Source organism: Patulibacter sp. SYSU D01012 (assembly GCF_017916475.1).
Lineage (GTDB): Bacteria > Actinomycetota > Thermoleophilia > Solirubrobacterales > Solirubrobacteraceae > Patulibacter.
The window spans coordinates 1,589,205-1,609,498 of the sequence record NZ_JAFMTB010000001.1 but is presented as its reverse complement, the minus strand read 5'-3'; the positions used below and the strand labels follow the sequence as shown (position 1 = coordinate 1,609,498).

The following is a 20,294-nucleotide window of genomic DNA, read 5'->3' as shown; positions in this document are numbered from 1 at the left end:
TTCCGTGCCGGCCCTACAGCAGGACGAGGCGGTCGCGGTGGACCGCCTCCTCGGGCGCCGTCGGCAGCAGCTCGCGCACCCGCGCCGTCCGCTCGCCGGCCACGCGACGCAGCGCTCCGGACGCGTAGCCGCTGATGCCCTTCGCGACGGCCTCGCCCGCGCAGCGGATCTCGACCGCGTCCCCGGCCTTGAAGTCCCCGGTCACCCCGACGACGCCCACGGGCAGCAGCGAGGTGTCCTCGGCGGTCAGCGCGCGGCGGGCGCCCGCGTCGATCTCGATCGTCCCGCGCGACGGGCGGGCGTAGCGCAGCCACAGCTTGAAGCTCGACCAGCGGGCGTCCCCCGCGACGAACCGCGTCCCCTCCGCCTCGCCCGCCAGCACCCGGCGGATGGCGTCGGGGCGCAGCCCGTTCGCGACGACGGTCGGGATGCCGGCGGCGGCGGCCATGTCGGCCGCCAGGGCCTTCGACCGCATCCCCCCGGTGCCGAGCGACGACGTCGTCGTGCCGACGTCGTGGTCGGCCAGCGCCTGCTCCACGTCGCGCACCTCGTCCACGAGCCGGGCGTCGGGGTCGCGCCGCGGGTCGGCGGTGAACAGCCCGTCCGTCGAGGTCAGCAGGACCAGCCGGTCCGCCCCGAGGAGCATCGCGATCTGCGCGGCGAGCAGGTCGTTGTCGCCGAACGAGATCTCCTCGGTCGTCGTCGTGTCGTTCTCGTTGATGACGGGCACGGCGCCCAGCTCGACCAGGCGGTGCAGCGTGCGACGGGCGTTGACGAACGCCTCGCGGTCCCCCAGGTCGTAGCGGGTCAGCAGCACCTGCGCCGCCGTCCGGCCCTCCGCCGCGAACAGGTCGTCCCAGTCGCGGAAGAGCCGGCCCTGCCCGACCGCGCTCGCCGCCTGCAGGGCGTCCATCGTGGTCGGCCGGGCGGCGAGGCCCAGCTCGCGGACGCCGCGGGCTATGGCGCCGCTCGACACGAGCACGAAGCGCTCGCCCGCGCCGTGCCGGACCGCCAGGGTCGCGACGAGCGACGCGAGCGAGTCGCGGCGCAGGGCGCCGTCCTCGTCGACGACGACGCTCGACCCCAGCTTGATGACGGTCAGGGACATCTCGCGCCCCAGCGTAGTCCGGCGGCGCCGGAGGACGCCGTCCGCCGCGCGGGGCGACGGCCACGGCCCGGCGGGGCTAGTCCTTGACGAACCCCTCGTCGCGCAGCCACTCGCGCGCGACCTTGTCCGGCAGGACGCCCTCGATGTCGACGCGCGCGTTCAGGCGCTGCATCTCGCGCGTCGTCAGCTTGTCCGCGACGGGCTTCATGACCCGCTCGATCTGCGGGTACTCCTTCAGCAGGTCGCCGCGGAGGTTCAGCGCCGCCTGGTAGATCGGGAAGAACTTCCGATCGTCCTGGAGCGGCAGCAGGTCGAGGCCCTCGACGCGGCCGTCGGTGGTGAAGACCTCGCCGAACGTGCAGGTCCCGTTGCCGGTCTGCGAGTAGATCAGGCCCGTGTCGAGGCGCTTGATGCGGTCCTTCGGGATCCGCAGGCCGTACTTCTTCTGCAGGCCCGGGAGACCGTCGGGGCGGTTGGCGAACTCCGACTCGACGCAGAACGTCAGGCCCTTGCCCTTCGGGCTCGCGATCAGGGCCTTCAGATCGCCGAGCTTCGTGATGCCGAGCTCCTCCGCCTTCGCGCGCTTGATCGCGAACGCGTAGGTGTTGTTCAGCGGCGCCGGGTCGATCCAGGCGAGGTCGTTCTTGCGCGCGTCCTCCTCCTTCACCGCCCGGAACTGCTTCTCCGTGTCGGCGATCGGGTCGGCGTGGCCCAGGTACGTGATCCAGGCGGTGCCGGTGTACTCCCAGTTCGCGTTGATGTCGCCGCGCTCGATCGAGCTGCGGACCGCCTGCGACGAGACCAGACCCGTCTGGTCCCAGACGTCGGCGCCCTGCGACCGCAGGTATTGGACGGCGATCTGGCCGAGCACCTTCTGCTCGGTGAAGTCCTTGGACCCGAAGGCGATCTTCGCCCCCTTCAGCGGCCCGTCGCCGCCGCCGCTGTACTGCGCGCCGCAGCCGGCCAGGGCCGAGGCCCCGAACGCCGCCGCGGCCACGAGCGGGAGCACGCGCCTCATGCCGTCTCCCCCGTTCGCAGGCCACGCGGGCTGAGCGACCGCTCCGCGATCCCGGCCAGCCAGTCGATCGTCACGGCCAGGGCCGCGGCGAGCACGGCGCCCGTGAGCAGGACGGAGTCGCGCTGGTTCTTGATCCCGTCGTTGATGATGTCCCCCAGACCGCCCGCGTTGACGAACGTCGCGAGCGTCGCGGTGCCCACGAGCAGCACGAGCGACGTGCGCACGCCCGCCAGGATGATCGGGACGGCGAGCGGCAGCTCGACCCGGCCGAGCACCTGCGCGCGCGAGAAGCCCTGACCCCGCGCCGCGTCGACGAGGGCCGGGTCGACGTTGCGCAGGCCCTCGTAGGTGTTGCGCATCACCGGCAGGACGCTGTAGAGCACGAGGCCGACGTAGGGCACCCACGACTTCAGGCCGAAGACGACGGTGAGCAGCACCAGAACGCCGATGACCGGCGCGGCCTGGCCGGCGCTGAAGAGCGCGTTGACGACGATCGAGACGATGCGGATGCGCGTCCGGGTGAGGAGCACGCCGAGGGGCACGCCGATCGCGAGCACGGCGAGGGCCGAGATCGCGACGATCTTCAGGTGCTCGACGATCGCGCTGCGGACGTTGCCGTCGAACGCGTGCGCGCTGTCGGCGCCGTCGCCCGCGAGCGCGGACACGGTCAGCGGATCGGTCTGCTTGCCGACGAGCACGTAGGTCCCGACGAGCGCCACGACCACGACGAGCGGCGTGACGAGCAGGCTGAGGTTGCGTCGGGTCACGCCTCCGCGCCCTCCTCGGCCTCGCGCCGCTCCGCCTCCTGGCGGTCGAGCGCGGCGCGGATCTCGCGACCGTCGATCTCGCCGGTGATCTCGGCGACGGTGCGGACGGGCGCGGCGTCGGGCTGCTCGGCGACGGGCCGCACGTGCGTCTCCTCGAGCGCGTCGGTCACCTGGTCCAGGCGGACCGCGCCGATGTAGGCGCCGCGGTCGTCGACCGCGGGCACGACGCCGGTGCCGGAGGACAGCATCTCGTCCATCGCGTCGTGCAGCGTGGTGGTCGCCATGACGACGCCCGAGACGGGCTGGCCCTCCAGATCGGGACGGCCGGGACGCTCGGCGAGCTCCTCGCGGTGCAGCCAGCGCTGCGGGCGCTTGGCGCCGTCGAGCAGCAGCGCGTAGTCGTAGCCGGACGCGTCGAGCTGGCGGATGATGGCGTCGTAGCCGTCGGGCTGGGTGAACGCCGGGTAGCGCTCCAGCTCCAGGTCCTCCACGCGCACGAGGTGCAGGCGCTTGACCGCGGCGCCGCCGCCGATGAACGAGCGGACGTAGCGGTTGGCGGGGTCGGCCAGGATCTCGTCCGGCGCGCCCTGCTGCGCGATGCGCGAGCGCTCCTGCAGCACGACGACGCGGTCGCCGAGCTTGATCGCCTCGTCGATGTCGTGCGTGACGAAGACGATCGTCTTGCGCACGCGCCGCTGGATCTTCAGCAGCTCGGACTGCAGGCGGTCGCGGGTGATCGGGTCGAGCGCGCCGAACGGCTCGTCCATGAGCAGGATCGGCGGGTCGGCCGCGAGCGCGCGGGCCACGCCGACGCGCTGCTGCTGGCCGCCGGAGAGCTCGCGCGGGTAGCGGGTCGCGAACTCGTCCTCGGGCAGGCCGACGAGCTCGAACAGCTCGCTCGTCCGCGCCGCGATCCGCTCGCGCTTCCAGCCGAGCAGGCGCGGGACGGTCTCGATGTTCTGCCGGATCGTCAGGTGGGGCAGCAGCCCGGCCTGCTGGACGACGTAGCCGATGTGCCGGCGCAGCACGTCCGTCTTCATCTCGGCGGTGTCCTTGCCGCCGATCAGGATCTGGCCGCCCGTCGGCCGGACGAGGCGGTTGATCATCCGCATCGTCGTCGTCTTGCCGCAGCCGGACGGGCCGACGAAGACGACGATCTCGCCGGCGGGGATCGTCAGCGAGAAGTCCTCCACCGCCGGGGCGGGCGCCCCGGGGTACCGCTTCGTGACGTTCCGCAGCTCGATCGAGACGGCGTCGCCCGAGGCCATGGCGTCCCGCAGGGACGACGCGGCGGGCTGGGTGGCGGTCGGTTCAGGCACGGATCCCCTTCGAGACGGTGGCGCGGCCGACGAGCGCGAGGAGCGCGTCGAAGACCAGCGCGATGACGATGACGCCGACGGTGCCGACGACGACCTGGTTCGTGGCGTTCGCGCCGCCGAGCTGCGAGAGCCCGGAGAAGATGAAGCGGCCAAGGCCCGGGCCGTTGACGTACGCGGCGATCGCGGCGATGCCGACGACGAGCTGCGTGGCGGTGCGCAGGCCGGCCAGGATGACCGGCCAGGCGATCGGCAGCTCGACGCGGATCAGGCGCCGGACGGTGCTCATGCCGAGGCCGCGGGCGCTGTCGAGCACCATGGCGTCCACGCCGCGCAGGCCGACGATCGTGTTGCGCACGATCGGCAGCAGCGCGTAGAGCACGAGCGCCACGACGACGGGCTGCACGCCCAGGCCCATGATCGCCAGCAGCACGCCCAGCAGGGCGAACGCCGGAAACGTCAGCAGCAGCGACGCGATCCACAGCACGACGCCGGACGCGGCGGGTGAGCGGTACGTCGCCACACCCAGCGCGACCCCGATCACCGTGGCGATCGCGATCGAGAGCGCGACCACCCAGACGTGCCCCCAGGCGAGCTGGAGGATCGAGTCGAAGTTGTCGCCGACGTACTTGAACACGGTCGACGCGAGGGGTGGCGCGGTCACTTCATACAACCTAACGAACGCGAAAACGTCATGCCCTGTTGTCGAATTGCACAACCGCGGGTCGCAGGACGCACCGGTCCGGGCGGACCGCCGTGCACGGCGCACCCGTGACGGCGTTCACGCGCGCCGCGCGTCACACTGGTGGACGTGAGCGACGTGGTGCCCCGACCGGCCACGCCAGAGGACGAGCCCGCGACCCCGGGACCGTCGTCCCGCCCGCGCGGCCCGCGTCTGGGCAGGGAGCTGGAGCTGCTGCGCGGCCTGGCGTCGGACGCCTCGGGCGACGGCCTGGGCGTCGTGCGGCTGGCCGCGCTCGTGGGCCGCGACAAGAGCCAGGTGTCCCGCAGCCTGCGCGCGCTCGTCGACACCGGGCTCGTCGAGCGCGACCCCGCGACGGGCCGCTACCGGCTCGGCCTCGAGGTCTACGCGCTGGCCGCGGCCACCGCGGAGCGGCGCCTGCTCGCCACCGCGCCCGACATCCTGCGGCGCCTCGCGGCCGAGCTCGACGAGACCGTCCACCTGTGCACGCTCCACGGCGTCGAGGTGCTGACGCTGCGCTCGGAGTCCCCGCCGGCCCGGGCGACCGCCTGGGGCGCGTGGGAGGGCGAGACCGCGCCGGCGCACGCGACGAGCGCGGGGCGCGTGCTGCTGGCCGGCCTGTCGCCGTCGGCCCTGCGGGACCGCTTCCGCGACGCCGAGCTCGCCGGCGTGGCGCCGCGCAGCGCGGTGCAGGACCTCGACGGCCTCGTCCGCGTCCTGGCCGAGGTCCGCGCGGCCGGCACCGCCGTCGTCCGCGAGGAGCACGAGGAGGGCGCCGTCGGCGTCTCGGCCCCGGTGCACGACTTCCGCGGCGAGCGCGTCGCGGCCCTGAACGTCAGCGGCGACCGCGTGCTGCTCGAGCCCCGCGTCGAGGAGATCCGCCCGCGGGTGGCCGCGGCCGCCGTGCGGCTGTCGCGCCTGCTCGGCGCCCGGCCGACGTCGGACGGCGCGCTGCCGCGGCGCCCGACGTAGGACCCGCCGCGACGAGCTCCGGCGGGCCGGACCGGTCGACGGACGAGGCCGGAGGGCGCCACGACACCCGAACGGCCGCCGACGGTCGGGGCCGGCCGACCGGGGCCGCGTCGGTCTGCCCCGGTGGGGCCACACGGCCCGGGCCCGCGTCGGGCTCCCTCGGTCGGGTCGGGCTCCCCCGGTCGCGTCAGGCTCTCCGGTCGGGTCAGGCCTCGGGGTCGAACTCGAAGACGACGCCGGCGATCTCCACGTCGTCGCCGGGCTCGAAGCCGGCGTTCTGGAGCGCCTCGATGACGCCCATCCGGCGCAGGCGCGACTCGACGTACTCGAGCGACTCCTCGTTCTCCAGGTCGTGCCGCGCCATGAGCCGCAGGATCCCGGGACCGTCGACGCGGAACTCGCCCTCGCCCACCTGCTCGACGTTCCAGTCGCGCGTGGCGACGGGCCGGTAGACGCGGTGCTCGGCGAGCGGCTGGGTGGCGAGCTCGAGGTGCTGCGCCTCGTCCGCGCCGCGGTACGGCACGGTGCGCAGGAGCAGCGCGCGCAGCTCGTCGAGCCCCTGGCCGGTCGCGCTCGACGTGACGAGGACCGGCACCTCGTCGTCCGGGGCCTCCTCCCACTCCTCGCGCGGCCCCGCGTCGGGGTTCAGACGCGCGTGCCACTCCCGGCGGGCCTCCTCGGCGACCTCGGGGGCGACGAGGTCGGCCTTGCTCAGCACGAGCACGCGCGGCAGGGCGGCCAGGCGCGCGTCGTACGCGGCGATCTCGGCCTCGATGGTGGCGTGGTTCTCGAGCGGGTCCGTCCCGTCGAGCGGCTGCAGGTCGAGGACGTGGACGAGCATGCGGCACCGCTCGACGTGCGCCAGGAACTCGTGTCCGAGCCCCTTGCCCTCGCTCGCGCCCTCGATCAGGCCGGGGATGTCGGCGAGCACGAGCTGGCGGGTCTCGCCCTCGATCGTGCCCAGCACCGGCTCGAGGGTCGTGAAGGGGTAGTTGGCGACCTTCGGCTGGGCGCGCGTGAGGCGTGAGATCAGCGACGACTTGCCGGCGTTCGGGACGCCGATCAGGCCGACGTCGGCGAGCAGCTTCAGCTGCAGGTCGATCCACCCCTCGTCGCCGGGCAGGCCCCGCTCGGCGAACCGGGGCGCCTGCCGGGTCGGCGACGCGAACCGGGCGTTGCCCCGCCCGCCGGATCCGCCCTTCGCCACGACGACCCGCTGCCCGGGGACGATCAGGTCGTGCACCGCGCCGTCGAGGCCGGTGACCTGGGTGCCGGGCGGGACCTTCACGACGAGGTCCTCGCCGTCGTGCCCCTTCTTCAGCGCGCCCTCGCCGTGGCGGCCGCGTGGCGCCTTGTAGTGGACGCGGCGCGAGAACGACTGCAGGTCGCGCAGCGAGTCGTCGCAGACCAGCTCGACGTTGGCGCCCCGCCCGCCGTCGCCGCCGTCGGGCCCGCCCTTCGGCACGTGCGCCTCGCGGCGGAACGAGGTGCACCCGTCGCCGCCGTTGCCGCCCTGGACGAAGATGTGCGCGGAGTCGGAGAGCACCGGCAGATGGTGGCAGGTGCGCGCCGGCCGGCGCAGCGGGGTGCGGCGGGGCGATGACGCCCACGCGCGGCGGCCGGCTAGCCCTCCTGGGCCGTCGGCCGGATGAGGATGTCGTTGACGTCCACGTGCGGCGGCTGCCCGAGCGCCCACATCACGGCGCCCGCGATGTCCTCCGGCCGGAGCGCCTCGATGGTCGGGGCGTTCTCGAAGAACGGCGTGTCGACCATCCCCGGCTCGATCAGCGTGACCCGGGCGCCGGTGCCGTTGAGCTCCTGCCGCAGCGACTCCGCCATGGCGCCGACCGCGAACTTCGTCGACGAGTACAGGCTGCCGGGCAGCGGCCGGCGGCCGGCGACGGAGCCGGTCAGCAGCACGTGGCCCTTCGCGTCCGAGATCGCGTCGATCGCCGCGCGGATGGTCAGCGCCGCGCCGAGGACGTTCGTCAGCACCATGTCGCGCCAGTGCTCGGGCGTCTCCTCGCGGAACCCGCGCGCCGCCCCGAAGCCGGCGTTCGCGAACACGGCGTCGAGCCGCCCGAACCGCTCCTGCGCGGCGGCGACCGCCGCCTGCTGGTCCTCGAACGCCGTCACGTCGCACGTGACCGCGAGCGCGCGCTCCTCCCCCAGCTCGCCCACGAGCGCGTCGAGCTTGTCCCGCGACCGCGCGGCGAGCACCACGTCCCATCCCCCGTCGACGGCGGCGCGCGCGGTCGCCGAGCCGATGCCGGAGGAGGCCCCGGTGATGAGCAGCGTCTTGCGGTCGGTCATGGGGCGAGTCTGGCAGGGGACGGCGGGCGACCCGCCGGGATCGGCGGTCGCGGGCCGTCGGAGCGTCACGGCCCCGCGCCGGCGCGCCGGCGCCCGCGGACGCCGGGATACGGACGCCGGTACGCGGGCGCCAGGACGCCGATGCCGGTACGCGGACGCGGAGACGGGGCGCCGGAACGCGGACGCGGGACGCGGACGCCAGGCCCCGAGGTCAGGACCCGGACGCCAGCACGCGCACGCCCGGGACGCGCACGCCAGGACGCTCCCCCCGGGACGCGACGCCCGGCCCCCCGGGACGCGGACGCCAGGACGCGCACGCCAGGACGCTCACGCCAGGACGCCCACGCCAGCTCGCCGACGCCAGGACGCGGACGTGGCGGCCAGGGAGCGGCAAGGCGCGGTCACCAGCTCGCCCGCCCGGGTCATCGGATCGCCGTGCCGGCGGCCCCCTGCGCGATGGCCACCGCGAGCAGGGCGACGGTCTCCTCGGGACGCTGCGTCAGCTGCCGCCACGTCACGTGCTCCACCCGCACGCCGGACCCCTGCAGCCGCCACCGGCGCCGGCGGTCGGCCTCGAAGGAGCGCCGAGACCCGTGGAAGCGCCACGAGTCGACCTCCACGACGAGCCGCGAGTCCGGCCAGTACGCGTCGACCTCGAAGCCGGCGATCCGGACGTTCGTGCGCGGACGCGGGAGCGCGGCGCGGCGGATCAGGGCCTGCAGGACGCGCTCCGCCTCGGAGCGGGTGCGCGGGGCGCCGTCGTCGAGAACCTCGAGCAGCAGACGAGATCCGCGCCGCCGCGGGACGCGCGCCGCGGCGGCCCGCAGGTCCGCCTCCGTAGCGAGGCCGGCGGTCCACACGTCCGCCACCAGCCGCTCGATGTCGGGCTCGGTGCGCGAGGGCACGAGATCGAGGACCGTACGCGACGGCGCCGTCAGCGGAACCACGCCGCGCCACCGCGCGTCCTGGGAGTCGAGGGCCCGGGTGCGATGGGTGCGGATGCCCGCCACTCGCGCGTCCCGCCCGACGACCGTGACGACCAGCGCATCCGTGTGGCAGCCATCGAGTCCCCAGTGGGCGCCCGCGCTCTCGTGACTGAGGAGGGTGCCGGCGCCGCACGCCAGCACGGCCGCCAGCCGCCGTCCGTCCGCCGGCGGAGCGCTCGATCCGACCGCGAAGGCCGTCGGGTGGAGACGGTGCAGACGCCCCGAAGCGACCCGGCGCCGGATCGCGTGCCTGGACAGCCCGCATGCGCCGAGCTGCTCCCGACTGACGACGCCGTGCTGCTGGCCCGCGAACCACGCGACCGCATGATCCTGGTGGAGTCCCGCCGGCAGGTCGGCGACGCGGACCCCGCCGCGCATCTGGTCCCATCGCGGCCCGCAGACCCCCGAGTGTTCTCCGATCGCGCGCATAGCGCGCGATCCGCCCCTCTCACCGCGGGCTTGGGCTTGAACGGGACGGAACGCGCGGGCCATGCGCCGAGGATCGGCGGCCCCGGGATCGCCGGCCCGGAACGCGCCGGACCGGTGCGGCTCCGACACCGTCCCGGCGATGGTCGTCGGTGGTCCGGCACGTTCCGTCGCCACCGTCCCGCGCGGGACCCGCGGCGCCGCAGCACCATGCCCGGCTCCGCACCCGCCGCGCGGCCGACCCTCGGCCACGCGCGCGCCGGCCGCCGGCCGCACCGACACGCCCCACCGGTGCGGGTTTGCCGAGCCTGCCGCCCCGTCCGCTACCCCGCCCGCATCCAGCGGCTGACCCCGTAGCTCGCGGCCGCCCCGCTCGCCGCCACGAGCGCCGTCCCGATCACGCCGGACCGCGGCAGGTCGCGCGCGACCGCCAGCGTCGCCGCCAGGTCGGTCAGGTCGCCGTAGGCGCTCGTCCGCGCCCAGCGGAAGCCGCGCGCCGGGTCGTCGGCGGTGTGGGCCTGCGCCATGCCCACGAGCGCCTCGCGGACCGCCAGGCCGCGCAGGGCCACGGTCGCGGCCGGGGTGGTGCCGGCCTCGCCCATCCACGCGGCGCCCACGCGCGCCGGGACGGCGAGGGTGGCCAGCCCGAAGGCGATGCGCGCGAAGCCGATGGCGCGGGAGGCGTTGGCGGGACTCACGGACGGCATGGCCCGACCCTAGCGCCGCGGGTTCGACCCTCACCCCCTGCGCCCCGCGCCCGCCCCCAAGACGCGGCCGGCCCGCCCGGGACCCACCCCGCCCCCAAGACGCAGGCCAGCCCGCCCAGGCCCTACCCGTCCCGAGACGCGGCCGCCCCGCCCGGGCCCCGCGCGCCCCAAGACGCAGGCCGGCCCGCCCGGCGCCCACCCGGCCCAGGCACCCACTCCGCCCCGCCCGGCACGCAGACCGCGCCGCGCCCGCCCGCCCCGGCACGCAGCCCGGTCCGCCCCGCGCCGCCCCCGAAACGCCGAACGGCCCGCCGAAGCGGGCCGTTCGTTCCGCCGCCCGACGGGGCGGCGGCGCTGCAGGAGGGGGGTGCCTCAGTCGGCGGCGATCGCCTCGGGGGCCTCGGCGGGCTCCACCGTGACGACGCGGCCGCGCCAGCCGCGGTTGAAGGCGACGATGCCCGCGTCCTTCGCGAACAGCGTGTCGTCCTTGCCGATGCCGACGCCCTTGCCGGGCTTGAAGCGGGTGCCGCGCTGGCGGACGATGATCTCGCCGCCGGTGACGACCTGGCCGCCGAAGACCTTCACGCCGAGGCGCTGGGAGTTCGAGTCGCGGCCGTTGCGGGAGGAGCCGAGGCCCTTCTTGTGTGCCATGAGTTCAGGTGCTCCGTTCGGACGGTGGCGTCAGGCCGAGATCGAGTCGATCCGGATGCGCGTGAGCGGCTGGCGGTGACCCGCGGTGCGCTTGTAGCCGCGCTTCGGCTTGTACTTGAAGATGCGGATCTTCGGGCCCTTGGTGTGCTCGACGATCGTGGCGCCGACGGTCGCGGACTTCAGCGCGTCGGCGCCGATCGCGACGGCGTCACCACGGACGAGGACGGGCTCCAGCGAGACGGAGGCACCGGCGTCCCCGTCGAGCTTCTCGACCAGGAGTTCCTGGCCCTGCTCCACGCGGTACTGCTTGCCACCGGTCTTGACGATTGCGTACATAGGGCTGCTCACTCGGACGAGATGGGCTCTGCGGTCGCTCCGGAAGGCGGATCCTCCGGGGACGCGGCAGAGCGGCGCCCGCCACGGGTGCGGCGCCGGACAGAGGAGGATACGTCATCCGCGCCGTCCTCGTCGGCACGTGCCTGCGCACCCCCGCGGCCGCGACCCCCGCGGCCCCGCGAGCGACGCCCCGGCGCGGCGCCCTCGTCGCCGTCGGCCAGGGTCGACGGGTCGGCCTCCCCCGCCTCGACGGCCTCCACGGCGGCCACCTCGTCGGCGACCGCCACGAGCTCGTCGGCGGCCTCGGCGACCTCGGCGGCGGCCTGCTCGACGTCGTCGGCCCCGCCCGTGCGGCGCCGGCGGCGGCGCTTCGGCGGCGCGTCGGCCTCGCCGGCCGGGGACGCGTCCGTCGCGATGGCCTCGCGCGCGGCGTCGACCGTGCCCGCGTCCGCCACGCCCTCGTCGGCGGCGGCCACGACGGCCACGTCCGCGACGTCCGGTGCCGACGGGGCGTCGCCGGTGCTCTTGCGCCCGCGTCGTCCGCGCCGCGACCGCGACCGCGGGGCGTCGTCCGCCGCGTCGTCGGCCGGCGGCGCGCTCGCCTCGGCGGCCCCGGGGGCCTCAGCGGTGGCGCCCTCCCCGGCCCCGGCGCCCGCCGCCGGCTCGGCCGCGTCAGCCACGGCCACGTCGGCGGCGACGGCGTCGGCGGCCGCCGCCGCGTCGGACGCCGGCCCCGCGTCGACCATGGCCTCGTCCCGGCGGCTCTCGCCGCCGCGCCCGCGCGCCGCCTGACCGCCACGACCGCCGGAGCGGCCGCCGCTCTTGCCGCCGCCCTTCGCGGGCGGCTCGGCGCCCACGAGCGTGGCGCTCGCGGACGTGCGCCCGGCCCGCTCGATCTTCACGAGCTTCTTCTCGCCCACGTACGGCCCGCCGCCGGCCACGGAGACGACGTAGCCGCCGATCTTCGCGACGGCGTCGTCGACGTTGTACATGTGCGGCTCGACGATCTGCACGAGGACCTCCTCGCCCTCGCCGAACGGGATCGCGCGCTCGCGGACCTCGTCGATCGAGCCCTCCATCACGATCTCGAACTCGTCGAGCGGCAGCCGCTCCGAGCCTTCGAACACGAAGTAGCGGCCGGTCTGGGCCTCGAGCTGGTGCAGCACCTTGGCGCTCTGGCCGGTGAACTCGGTCACGACGCTCGGGTGCATCCGGACCAGGAACGCCTGGGCGCGCTCGGGGGCGCGGGCGGCGAGCTCGCGCAGGCGCCGCTCGAACTCGATCGCCAGCGTCTCCTCGGACTTGATGACGCCGTCGCCGTCGCACATCGGGCAGGCGCGGGTGATGACCTCGCGGGCGCCCTCCGTGACGTTCTGGCGCGTCATCTCGACCAGGCCGAGCTTCGAGATCTCGGCGGTGAAGGTCTTCGTCCGGTCCTCGGCGAGCTTGGCGCGCAGCGTCTTCAGGACCTCGCGCTGGTTGCGCGCGCGGGCCATGTCGATGAAGTCGATGACGATGATGCCGCCGATGTCCCGCAGGCGCAGCTCGTTGACGACCGCCTCGGCCGCCTCGAGGTTCGTCCGCGTGATCGTGTCCTCCAGACGGGCCTGCTTGCCCTTGCCGGTGAACGACCCGGAGTTGACGTCGATGACCGTCAGCGCCTCGCCGTAGTCGATCATCAGGTAGCCGCCCGAGGGCAGGTCCACGCGGCGGCTCAGCAGCCCGTCGATGACGTTCTCGACGTCGTAGGCGTCGAAGAGCGGCGTGGAGTCCTCCCACAGCTCGACCTTGTCGACGAGCTCGGGGGCGGTGCGGGTGAAGAAGCTCCGCAGGCGCTGGACCTGCTGCGGGTCGTCGACGATCGCCTTCTCGAACTCGGCCGAGAAGATGTCGCGGACGACGCGGACGGAGAGGTCGGCCTCCTGGAAGACCATGCACGGCGCCTTCAGCTCGGCGGCGCGCTGCTCGAGGACCTCGTTGAGCTTGAAGAGGTACGGCAGCTCGCGCTCGAAGTCCTCGCGGACGGCGCCGCGGGCGGCGGTGCGGACGATGGCGCCGCCGCCGTGCAGCTCGAGGTCCTTGACCTCCTTGCGCAGGCGGTTGCGCTCCGCGTCGTCGATCTTCTTCGACACGCCGACGCCCTCGCCCTTCGGCGCGTAGACGAGGTAGCGGCCCGCGATGGTCAGGTCCATCGTGACCCGCGCGCCCTTCGTCTTGAGCGGGTCCTTCGTGACCTGCACGACGAGCTCGTCGCCGGGCTTGATCAGGTCGGAGATGCGCGTCGAGCCGTCGCCGTGTCCGCGCCGGGCGATCTTGACGCCCGGCAGGCGGATCTCGTCGACGTGGAGGAAGGCGTTCTTCTCGAGCCCGATGTCGACGAACGCCGCCTCCAGGCCCGGGAGCACGTTGTCGACGCGCCCCTTGTAGACGTTGCCGACGATCGAGCGGTTCGAGCGGCGCTCGAAGTACAGCTCGGCGACGCGGTAGCCCGCGGCGGGGCTCTTGCGGCCGCGGCCGCGGCGACGCCGGCGACCGCCGGTGCTCTCGCCGCCGGCGTTGCTCGATGCCGTGTTGGCGGAGCCGCCCTTCCCGCCCTCGGCGGGATCGGTGGACTCCAGGAGCGCGACGCGGGTCTCTCCCCGGTCGACGCTCACGAGGACCTGTTTTCTCACGGTGACCTCAGTCGGTTCTGTCCACGGTCGGACCTCGTCGCGCCGCCGCCCGACCCTGGGCGTAGATCGCCTGAAGCAGGCCGATCCCCAGGTAGGTGGACAGCACGGAGGATCCGCCGTAGCTCACGAGGGGCAGCGGGATGCCGGTGATCGGCATGATGCCGACGTTCATCCCCGCGTTGACCAGCACCTGGAACAGCAGCATCGCGAGCAGGCCTGCGGCCAGCACGGCGCCGAAGAAGTCCCGGGCGGTCGAGAGGATGCGCAATCCGCGCCACATGATCAGGGCGTACAGGGAGAGGATCGCGGCCACTCCCACGAAGCCGAAGCGTTCGCCGGCCGACGCGAAGATGAAGTCGGTCTGGCTCTCCGGCAGGTAGTCGAGCTTCTGCTGCGTCGCCTCGTCGCCGCGCCCCGTCTTGCCGCCCGAGCCGACCGCGATCTTGGCCTGGCGCAGCTGGTAGGTGGGGTCGATGCCGCCGGCGTCGTCCGGGGCGTTCGGGTTGAGGAACGCCGTCAGACGGTCCACCTGGTACGGCTTGAGGACGTCGACGCCGGCGGCGGGCAGGACGCCCAGGACGCCGACGATGACGACGACGGCGCTCACGCCCAGCACCGCCAGGTGCCGGCCGGGCGCGCCGCCGATGACGAGCACGCCCGCGGCGATCGCCGCGTAGACGAGGCTGGTGCCGAAGTCGCGCGTGAGCGCGGCCGGCAGCAGCACGAGCAGCAGCACCCCCGCGGTGGTGGACCACCGGTCGGAGGCATGGCGGCGGTCGACGATGAAGCCGGCCGCCACCACGGCGGCGAGCACCTTGCCGAGCTCGGACGCCTGGAAGCTGAAGAACGGCAGCTGGATCGACAGCGTGGAGCCGTTGACCGGGTTGCCGAAGATGGCGACCGCGACGATGGACGCGACCATGAAGCCGTAGATCGGCCACCGGACGCGGGCCCACCGCGCGTAGTCGAGGCGGGACACGACGGCGGCGATGCCGACGCCGAGCGTGGCGTAGATCGCCTGGCGCACGAGGAAGGACGAGCCTTCCGTCGCGCCGCCGACGGCGACCACGGAGCAGATGGACAGCCCGATCGCGGCGAGCGCCAGGATCGGGTCGAAGGGCAGGCGGACGTCGACGACGTCCGCGGCGCTGCGCCGGCGACGCGGCACGCGCATGCCCAGGGGGGTCGCGGAGCGCGGGCTGGCCATCAGTCGACCCCGCCGCTCGCGCCCGGCTGGCAGGGCGCCTGCGCTGCGGACTGGTCGTACCACGTGCGCAGCATCTTGCAGACGACCGGCGCGGCGGAGGCCGAGCCGAAGCCGCCGTCCTCGACGGTCGCGACGACGACGATGGGGCGCTCGGGGTCCTCGACCATGCCGACGAACCAGCCCTGGTCGCGGCACGCGGTGCCGGTGGACTTGTCGCAGCGCTCGGCGGTGCCGGTCTTGCCCATCACCGGGTACGCCGACTGGTCCCACCCTCGGAAGACATCGGCCGCGGTGCCGGCCGTCGTCACGCCCGCCAGGCCCTTCTTGATGGCCTGCTTGAACTCGGTCGGGAACTCGACCGTGCGCGAGCCCTTGCGGCTCTCGAACGACTGCAGGAGCACGCCGTCCGGCGTCTCGACCTGCTGCGCCAGGTGCGGCGTCGGGAAGTGCAGGTTCTCGCGCACCTCGCCCGGCGGGTCGTACAGGCCGGCGTAGGCGTTGGCGAGCTGCAGCGGCGTGATCTGCAGGTCGCCCTGGCCGACGGCCAGGTTGACGTTGTTGCCGCGCTGGTACGGCTCGCCGATGGCCGCGACGAGCCCGCACGACGCGCGCTTCTCCTCGCGCCGGCACTTCTCCTCCGCCGCGTCGCGGCTCTTGCGCCACGCCTGGTCAGGGACCACGCCGGGGTTCTCGTTCGGCAGGTCGATGCCCGTCCGGTGCTGGAAGCCGAAGAGCCGCGCCCAGCGCTGCAGCGGCTGGTTGGGGTACGTGAACAGGTCCCAGCCGATCTCGTAGAAGAACGTGTCGGACGAGACCGTCAGGGCGTCCGTGACGTTCTGCGCGCCGTGGTCGACCATCCCGGCGTTGCAGAACTTCTGCTGCGCGGCGCCGTAGGTGACGCAGACGCCCGCGCCCTGGACGGTGTTCAGGTCGATGTCGCCCGACGCCAGACCGGCCGCGGCGGTGACGAGCTTGAAGGTCGACGCGGCGGGATAGCCGGACTGGATCGCGCGGTTGAACATCGGCGCGCCGTTGCGCTCGCTCGTCAGCCGCTTGAGCTTCGCCGGGCTGATCCGCTCGAACACGCCCGGATCCAGCGACGGGTACGAGCCCATGGCCAGCACGTCGCCGTTGCGCGGGTCGAGCGCGACGAAGGCGCCGCCGGCGCGCTTGTTCGTCTTGTCGTCGATCCGGCGGCCGACCTGCGAGCGCATCGCCCACTGGCCGACCTTCGTCAGCCGGCCGTCGAGGGTCAGGCGCAGGCGGTCGCCGGTCTTGGCCGGCGTCTCGGTGACGCGGCCCGTCGGCTGGTTGGCCGCGTTGACCTCGATCCGCTGCTCGCCGTCCTGCCCACGCAGGTACGAGTCGTACTCGTACTCCAGGCCGCTCTTGCCGATCCGCTGCCCCTGCTGCAGGCCGCGGTACTTCGGCTCCTTCAGCTCGTCCTCCGAGATCTGGCCGACCTGGCCGAAGATCTGGGCCGCGACGTCCTTCTCGGGGTACTGCCGCAGGTACTCCTTCGTGACGGTGATCCCCGGGAACTTCGCGGGGTTCTCGAGCACGTAGTTGCGGACCGCGGCGGGCACGTTCTGCGTCTTGAGCGGGACCGAGGCGTAGGGCAGCTGGACGATGCTCGCCACCACCCGCTGGTACAGGCGCTTCGGCGAGACCTTCAGCAGCTCGCTCGCGTTCTCGAGCTGGCGGACCAGGCCGGGCGAGGCGTCCTTCGAGACGTACAGGTTCGGGTTGCGCTGGTCCTTCAGCCGCGCCTCGGCCTCGCGCTGGGCCCGGGCCCGCCGACGGTCCGTCGCCTCGGCCGACTCGCGCGAGTAGCGGCGGCGCTGCGCCTTCGTGCGCGGCTCCATGAGCTGGTCGACGAGGTCCGCGACCTTCGCCTCCCACTTCGAGCGCTGCTGGCCCCATTCGCTGATGCGCGAGACGTCCTCGGGCGGGATCGCGTCGGCCGAGAGCGAGACGACGGTGGAGATCTTGTTGTCGACGAGGGTGCCCTCGCCGCCGGCCTTCCCGTTGCGGTCGACGATCGTCCCGCGCGGCGCGGCGATGCGGACGACGCGCGCCCGGTTCTCCTGCGCCTGGGCGCGGTACTCGTCGCCCTGGAGGATCTGCAGGAACCACAGCCGCAGGAAGAGCACCGCGAAGACCCCGAACGCGACGATGCCGAACGCCGCCACGCGGAGCGCGAGCTGCGGGGTCGGTGTCCTGCGATCACGGGAGCTCATCGGATGCGCACGTCGATGTCGGACGACGGTGTGCGCCGACCGTAGGTGCGGCGGCGCCGCCGGCGGCGCGCCTCCTCGGGAAGCATCGGGAGCAGCCAGCGCTTGATCCGATTATGCACGGGCACGGACAGCAGGGCGTCGATGAGCGCGTTCCCGGCGACGACGCCGACCATCTGCGAGCTCACGCGCGTGCCCTGCGTCAGCAGCAGCTCGATGACCCCGTAGAGCGCCAGCACGGCGATCGTGCCGAACAGGCCGACCACGAGCGGGACCAGGCTCGACTCCGGGTCCCGCAGCTCGCCCAGGCGGCCCACGGCGTACCCCGACAGGACGTAGACGAGCGGCGTCAGCCCCAGCTGGCCGCCGGCCATGACGTCGATGAGCAGCCCGACGCCGAAGCCGTAGGCGGCCCCGTGCAGCGGGCCGGCGAGCAGGCCGACCATCAGCAGGCTGAGCAGCGCCAGGTCGAGCTGCATCCCCAGGAACGACACGCGGGCGAAGAACGCCAGCTGCACCAGCACGACCACCAGCCCCAGCAGACCCAGGCGCAGCGCGGGCGCCGGCCCCAGGGCCGCGTGGTCCGGCAGGAGCGAGCGGCGGCGCGCGCGGGACCGCGACCGGCCGCCGGAGACGCGCGGCGTCATCGCGACGACGGGCTCGCGCCGCGGGTCAGGACCTGCACGATCTCGAGCTTGCGCAGGTCGACGAGCGGCTTCAGGTGCCCGATCTGGTCGTCGGTCTGCGGCTTCGAGACGCGCGTGATGCGGCCGATCGGCAGGTTCGCCGGGGCCTTGGAGGGGGTGCTCTGCCCGCCCTTGGTGGTGCCGGACGTCGTGACGAGCGCGCCCTTGCGGATGCGGACGCTCGAGCTGGCGTACCAGAGCTCGAGGTCGTCCCGCGCGCCGGCGCCGGCGCCGAGGACGGTGAGCACGGGGTCGGCGCCGTCGAGCCGGGCGCCGACGGCCATCCCCGGCGTGGGCAGCAGCGAGACGGTGGCGCTGCCGGGGCGGGCGGACGTGACGAAGCCGACGAGCCCGGCGCCCTTGCCGTCCGAGCCGACGACGGCCTGGTCGGTCTCGATGCCGTCGCCGGTGCCCTTGTCGATGACGATCGTGCTCGCCCACGCGGTCGGCGACTGGCCGATGACGTTCGCGGCCACGGGCGCGGCCGTCTCCAGCGCGGCGTCCCTGTCGAGCTTCTGCAGCGCCGCCATCTTCGGCGTGCGGCGGACGTCCGCCTGCAGGCCGGTGATCCGCGTGCGCAGGCCGGCCACCTCGCGGCGCAGGTCCTCGTTCTGCCCCTTGGCGTCCGCGGTGTCCCCGACCCAGTGCACGAGGTCGCGCACGGGCTTGAAGATCTTCGACGCGCCCTCGTTGAGCGCCCCGAGCGGCCCGCCCGACGCGCCGCCGCTCGCTCCGAACCCGGCGGTCACGAGCACCAGGCACACCACCACGAGGGCGGCGAGCACCATGCGGCGACGGCGGCGGGCGGCGGGATCGATCACGGATCGGCGGAGCGGGACGGGTTCGGGGTGCGGCGCGGAGGCCGGGGGTGCGCGCGGCGGGGGGAGCCGACGGCGGGACTAGTAGCGGCGGCGACGGCCGTTGCGCGAGTTGCCGCGGTGCATCCGGTGGATGACCTCGAACTCCTCGAGCGAGCGGCCGGAGCCGACCGCGACGCACGTCAGCGGGGACTCCGCCAGGTGCGCGGGCATCTGCGTCTCCTCGCGCAGGCGCTCGTCGAGCCCCCGCAGCAGCGATCCGCCACCCGCAAGCATGATGCCACGATCCATGATGTCGGAGGAGAGCTCCGGCGGCGTGCGGTCGAGCGTCTCCTTGACGGCGTCGATGATCGTCGACACGGGCTCCTCGAGCGCGTGCCGCACCTCCTCCGAGGTGATGACGACCGTCTTCGGCAGGCCGGACACCATGTCGCGGCCGCGGATCTCGGTCTGGATCTCCTCGGCCATGGGGTACGCCGAGCCGATCTCGAGCTTGACGTCCTCGGCCATCTGGGTGCCGATGAGCAGCTTGTACTCGCGCTTGGCGTACTGGACGATCGCCTCGTCGAACTCGTCGCCGCCGATGCGGACCGACTGCGAGACGACGATGCCGCCGAGCGAGATCACCGCGACCTCGCTCGTGCCGCCGCCGATGTCGACGACCATCGACCCCGTCGGCTCGGCGACGGGCAGGCCGGCGCCGATGGCCGCGGCCATCGGCTCCTCGATCAGGTACGCCTGGCGGGCGCCCGCCGAGATGGAGGCCTCCTCGACCGCGCGCTTCTCGACGCCGGTGACGCCGGAGGGCACGCAGACGACGATCCGCGGGTGCGCGAAGCGGTTCTGGTGCGCCTTCTGGATGAAGTGCCGGATCATCTCCTCCGTCACGTCGAAGTCGGCGATGACGCCGTCCTTCAGCGGGCGGATGGCCTGGATCGTGCCGGGGGTGCGGCCGAGCATGCGCTTGGCCTCGATCCCGACGGCGTGCACCTCGCCCGAACGGGAGTCGATGGCCACGACGGACGGCTCCGACAGGACGATGCCGCGGCCCCGCACGTAGACGAGGGTGTTGGCGGTGCCCAGGTCGACCGCCATGTCGCGGCTGCCGATCCCGGTGAGGTAGCTGAAGATGCTCATGCAGGCGGGGGGCTCCCGAGGACGGTGGCGAGTGGCCGACGCGGCGGCCGGGCCACCACGTGCTCCACCGCCGCGGAGCGGGACGGAGTGTATCAGAGCGTCGTGTGCGGACCGACCGGTGAACCGCACCGTGCACGCGCCCGAAACCGCCCTAGGAACCTGAGGATCCGCTCAAGATCGTCACAGGATCGCCTGGGTCGCGGACGGGCCGCTACCTGGGGTAGGAGCGGCGAG

18 protein-coding genes are annotated in these 20,294 nt (G+C 74.0%); 1 reads left to right on the top strand and 17 read right to left on the bottom strand.

Going from position 1 to position 20,294, the window contains the following annotated elements:
• Nucleotides 1–13: 13 nt before the first annotated feature.
• The 5 genes from proB to J3P29_RS07425 form a co-directional block, all read right to left on the bottom strand.
• Nucleotides 14–1,108 carry a glutamate 5-kinase gene (gene proB / locus J3P29_RS07445; RefSeq protein WP_210492426.1) on the bottom strand — a complete coding sequence of 365 codons (1,095 nt, stop codon included), beginning with the start codon at nt 1,106–1,108 and terminating at the stop codon, nt 14–16.
• 76 nt (nt 1,109–1,184) lie between these two features.
• A complete protein-coding gene (locus J3P29_RS07440) occupies nt 1,185–2,126 on the bottom strand; it encodes a glycine betaine ABC transporter substrate-binding protein (RefSeq protein WP_210492425.1) in 942 nt (313 codons plus the stop codon).
• Complete coding sequence (locus tag J3P29_RS07435) at nt 2,123–2,893, bottom strand: ABC transporter permease (RefSeq protein ID WP_210492424.1); 771 nt, start codon at nt 2,891–2,893, stop codon at nt 2,123–2,125. Before J3P29_RS07435 ends, J3P29_RS07440 begins: the two co-directional genes overlap by 4 nt.
• Nucleotides 2,890–4,212 carry a betaine/proline/choline family ABC transporter ATP-binding protein gene (locus tag J3P29_RS07430; RefSeq protein WP_210492422.1) on the bottom strand — a complete coding sequence of 441 codons (1,323 nt, stop codon included), beginning with the start codon at nt 4,210–4,212 and terminating at the stop codon, nt 2,890–2,892. The genes J3P29_RS07435 and J3P29_RS07430 overlap by 4 nt, the downstream gene beginning before the upstream one ends.
• Nucleotides 4,205–4,873 (bottom strand): ABC transporter permease, encoded by a 669-nt coding sequence (locus J3P29_RS07425; protein WP_349239778.1) that lies wholly within the window; start codon nt 4,871–4,873, stop codon nt 4,205–4,207. Before J3P29_RS07425 ends, J3P29_RS07430 begins: the two co-directional genes overlap by 8 nt.
• A 147-nt stretch (nt 4,874–5,020) precedes the next feature.
• On the opposite strand from J3P29_RS07425, the gene J3P29_RS07420 reads away from it, so the two are divergent.
• Entirely contained in the window at nt 5,021–5,884 is an 864-nt protein-coding gene (locus J3P29_RS07420; protein ID WP_210492421.1) for an IclR family transcriptional regulator, read from the top strand.
• A gap of 205 nt (nt 5,885–6,089) precedes the next feature.
• On the opposite strand, the gene obgE is transcribed toward J3P29_RS07420, so the two are convergent.
• The 12 genes from obgE to J3P29_RS07360 all read right to left on the bottom strand — a co-directional run bounded on the left by obgE (nt 6,090) and on the right by J3P29_RS07360 (nt 20,060).
• Entirely contained in the window at nt 6,090–7,430 is a 1,341-nt protein-coding gene (obgE, locus tag J3P29_RS07415; protein WP_210492420.1) for a GTPase ObgE, read from the bottom strand.
• A gap of 77 nt (nt 7,431–7,507) precedes the next feature.
• Nucleotides 7,508–8,197 carry an SDR family oxidoreductase gene (locus J3P29_RS07410; protein WP_210492419.1) on the bottom strand — a complete coding sequence of 230 codons (690 nt, stop codon included), beginning with the start codon at nt 8,195–8,197 and terminating at the stop codon, nt 7,508–7,510.
• 422 nt (nt 8,198–8,619) lie between these two features.
• The gene (locus J3P29_RS19765) at nt 8,620–9,102 is read right to left on the bottom strand and encodes an endonuclease domain-containing protein (RefSeq protein WP_246851439.1); all 483 of its coding nucleotides are present in this window, start codon (nt 9,100–9,102) and stop codon (nt 8,620–8,622) included.
• An 830-nt stretch (nt 9,103–9,932) separates the two neighbouring features.
• Nucleotides 9,933–10,316: a hypothetical protein gene (locus tag J3P29_RS07400; protein ID WP_210492416.1), complete on the bottom strand. Its 384-nt coding sequence runs from the start codon at nt 10,314–10,316 to the stop codon at nt 9,933–9,935.
• 372 nt (nt 10,317–10,688) lie between these two features.
• A complete protein-coding gene (rpmA, locus tag J3P29_RS07395) occupies nt 10,689–10,967 on the bottom strand; it encodes a 50S ribosomal protein L27 (RefSeq protein ID WP_210492415.1) in 279 nt (92 codons plus the stop codon).
• Between the two features lie 30 nt (nt 10,968–10,997).
• On the bottom strand, nt 10,998–11,303 hold the full coding sequence (gene rplU, locus J3P29_RS07390) for a 50S ribosomal protein L21 (protein ID WP_210492414.1): 306 nt from the start codon (nt 11,301–11,303) through the stop codon (nt 10,998–11,000).
• Between the two features lie 8 nt (nt 11,304–11,311).
• The gene (locus tag J3P29_RS07385) at nt 11,312–13,957 is read right to left on the bottom strand and encodes an Rne/Rng family ribonuclease (protein WP_349239777.1); all 2,646 of its coding nucleotides are present in this window, start codon (nt 13,955–13,957) and stop codon (nt 11,312–11,314) included.
• A 25-nt stretch (nt 13,958–13,982) separates the two neighbouring features.
• Complete coding sequence (locus tag J3P29_RS07380; RefSeq protein ID WP_210492413.1) at nt 13,983–15,182, bottom strand: FtsW/RodA/SpoVE family cell cycle protein; 1,200 nt, start codon at nt 15,180–15,182, stop codon at nt 13,983–13,985.
• On the bottom strand, nt 15,182–17,422 hold the full coding sequence (locus tag J3P29_RS07375; protein WP_210492412.1) for a penicillin-binding transpeptidase domain-containing protein: 2,241 nt from the start codon (nt 17,420–17,422) through the stop codon (nt 15,182–15,184). The genes J3P29_RS07380 and J3P29_RS07375 overlap by 1 nt, the downstream gene beginning before the upstream one ends.
• Nucleotides 17,419–18,066 (bottom strand): rod shape-determining protein MreD, encoded by a 648-nt coding sequence (mreD, locus tag J3P29_RS07370; RefSeq protein ID WP_210492411.1) that lies wholly within the window; start codon nt 18,064–18,066, stop codon nt 17,419–17,421. The genes J3P29_RS07375 and mreD overlap by 4 nt, the downstream gene beginning before the upstream one ends.
• Nucleotides 18,063–18,926: a rod shape-determining protein MreC gene (gene mreC, locus J3P29_RS07365; protein ID WP_210492410.1), complete on the bottom strand. Its 864-nt coding sequence runs from the start codon at nt 18,924–18,926 to the stop codon at nt 18,063–18,065. The genes mreD and mreC overlap by 4 nt, the downstream gene beginning before the upstream one ends.
• Nucleotides 18,927–19,004: 78 nt before the next feature.
• Nucleotides 19,005–20,060, bottom strand: a complete 1,056-nt coding sequence (locus J3P29_RS07360; protein ID WP_210492408.1) for a rod shape-determining protein — start codon at nt 20,058–20,060, stop codon at nt 19,005–19,007.
• Nucleotides 20,061–20,294: the final 234 nt, after the last annotated feature.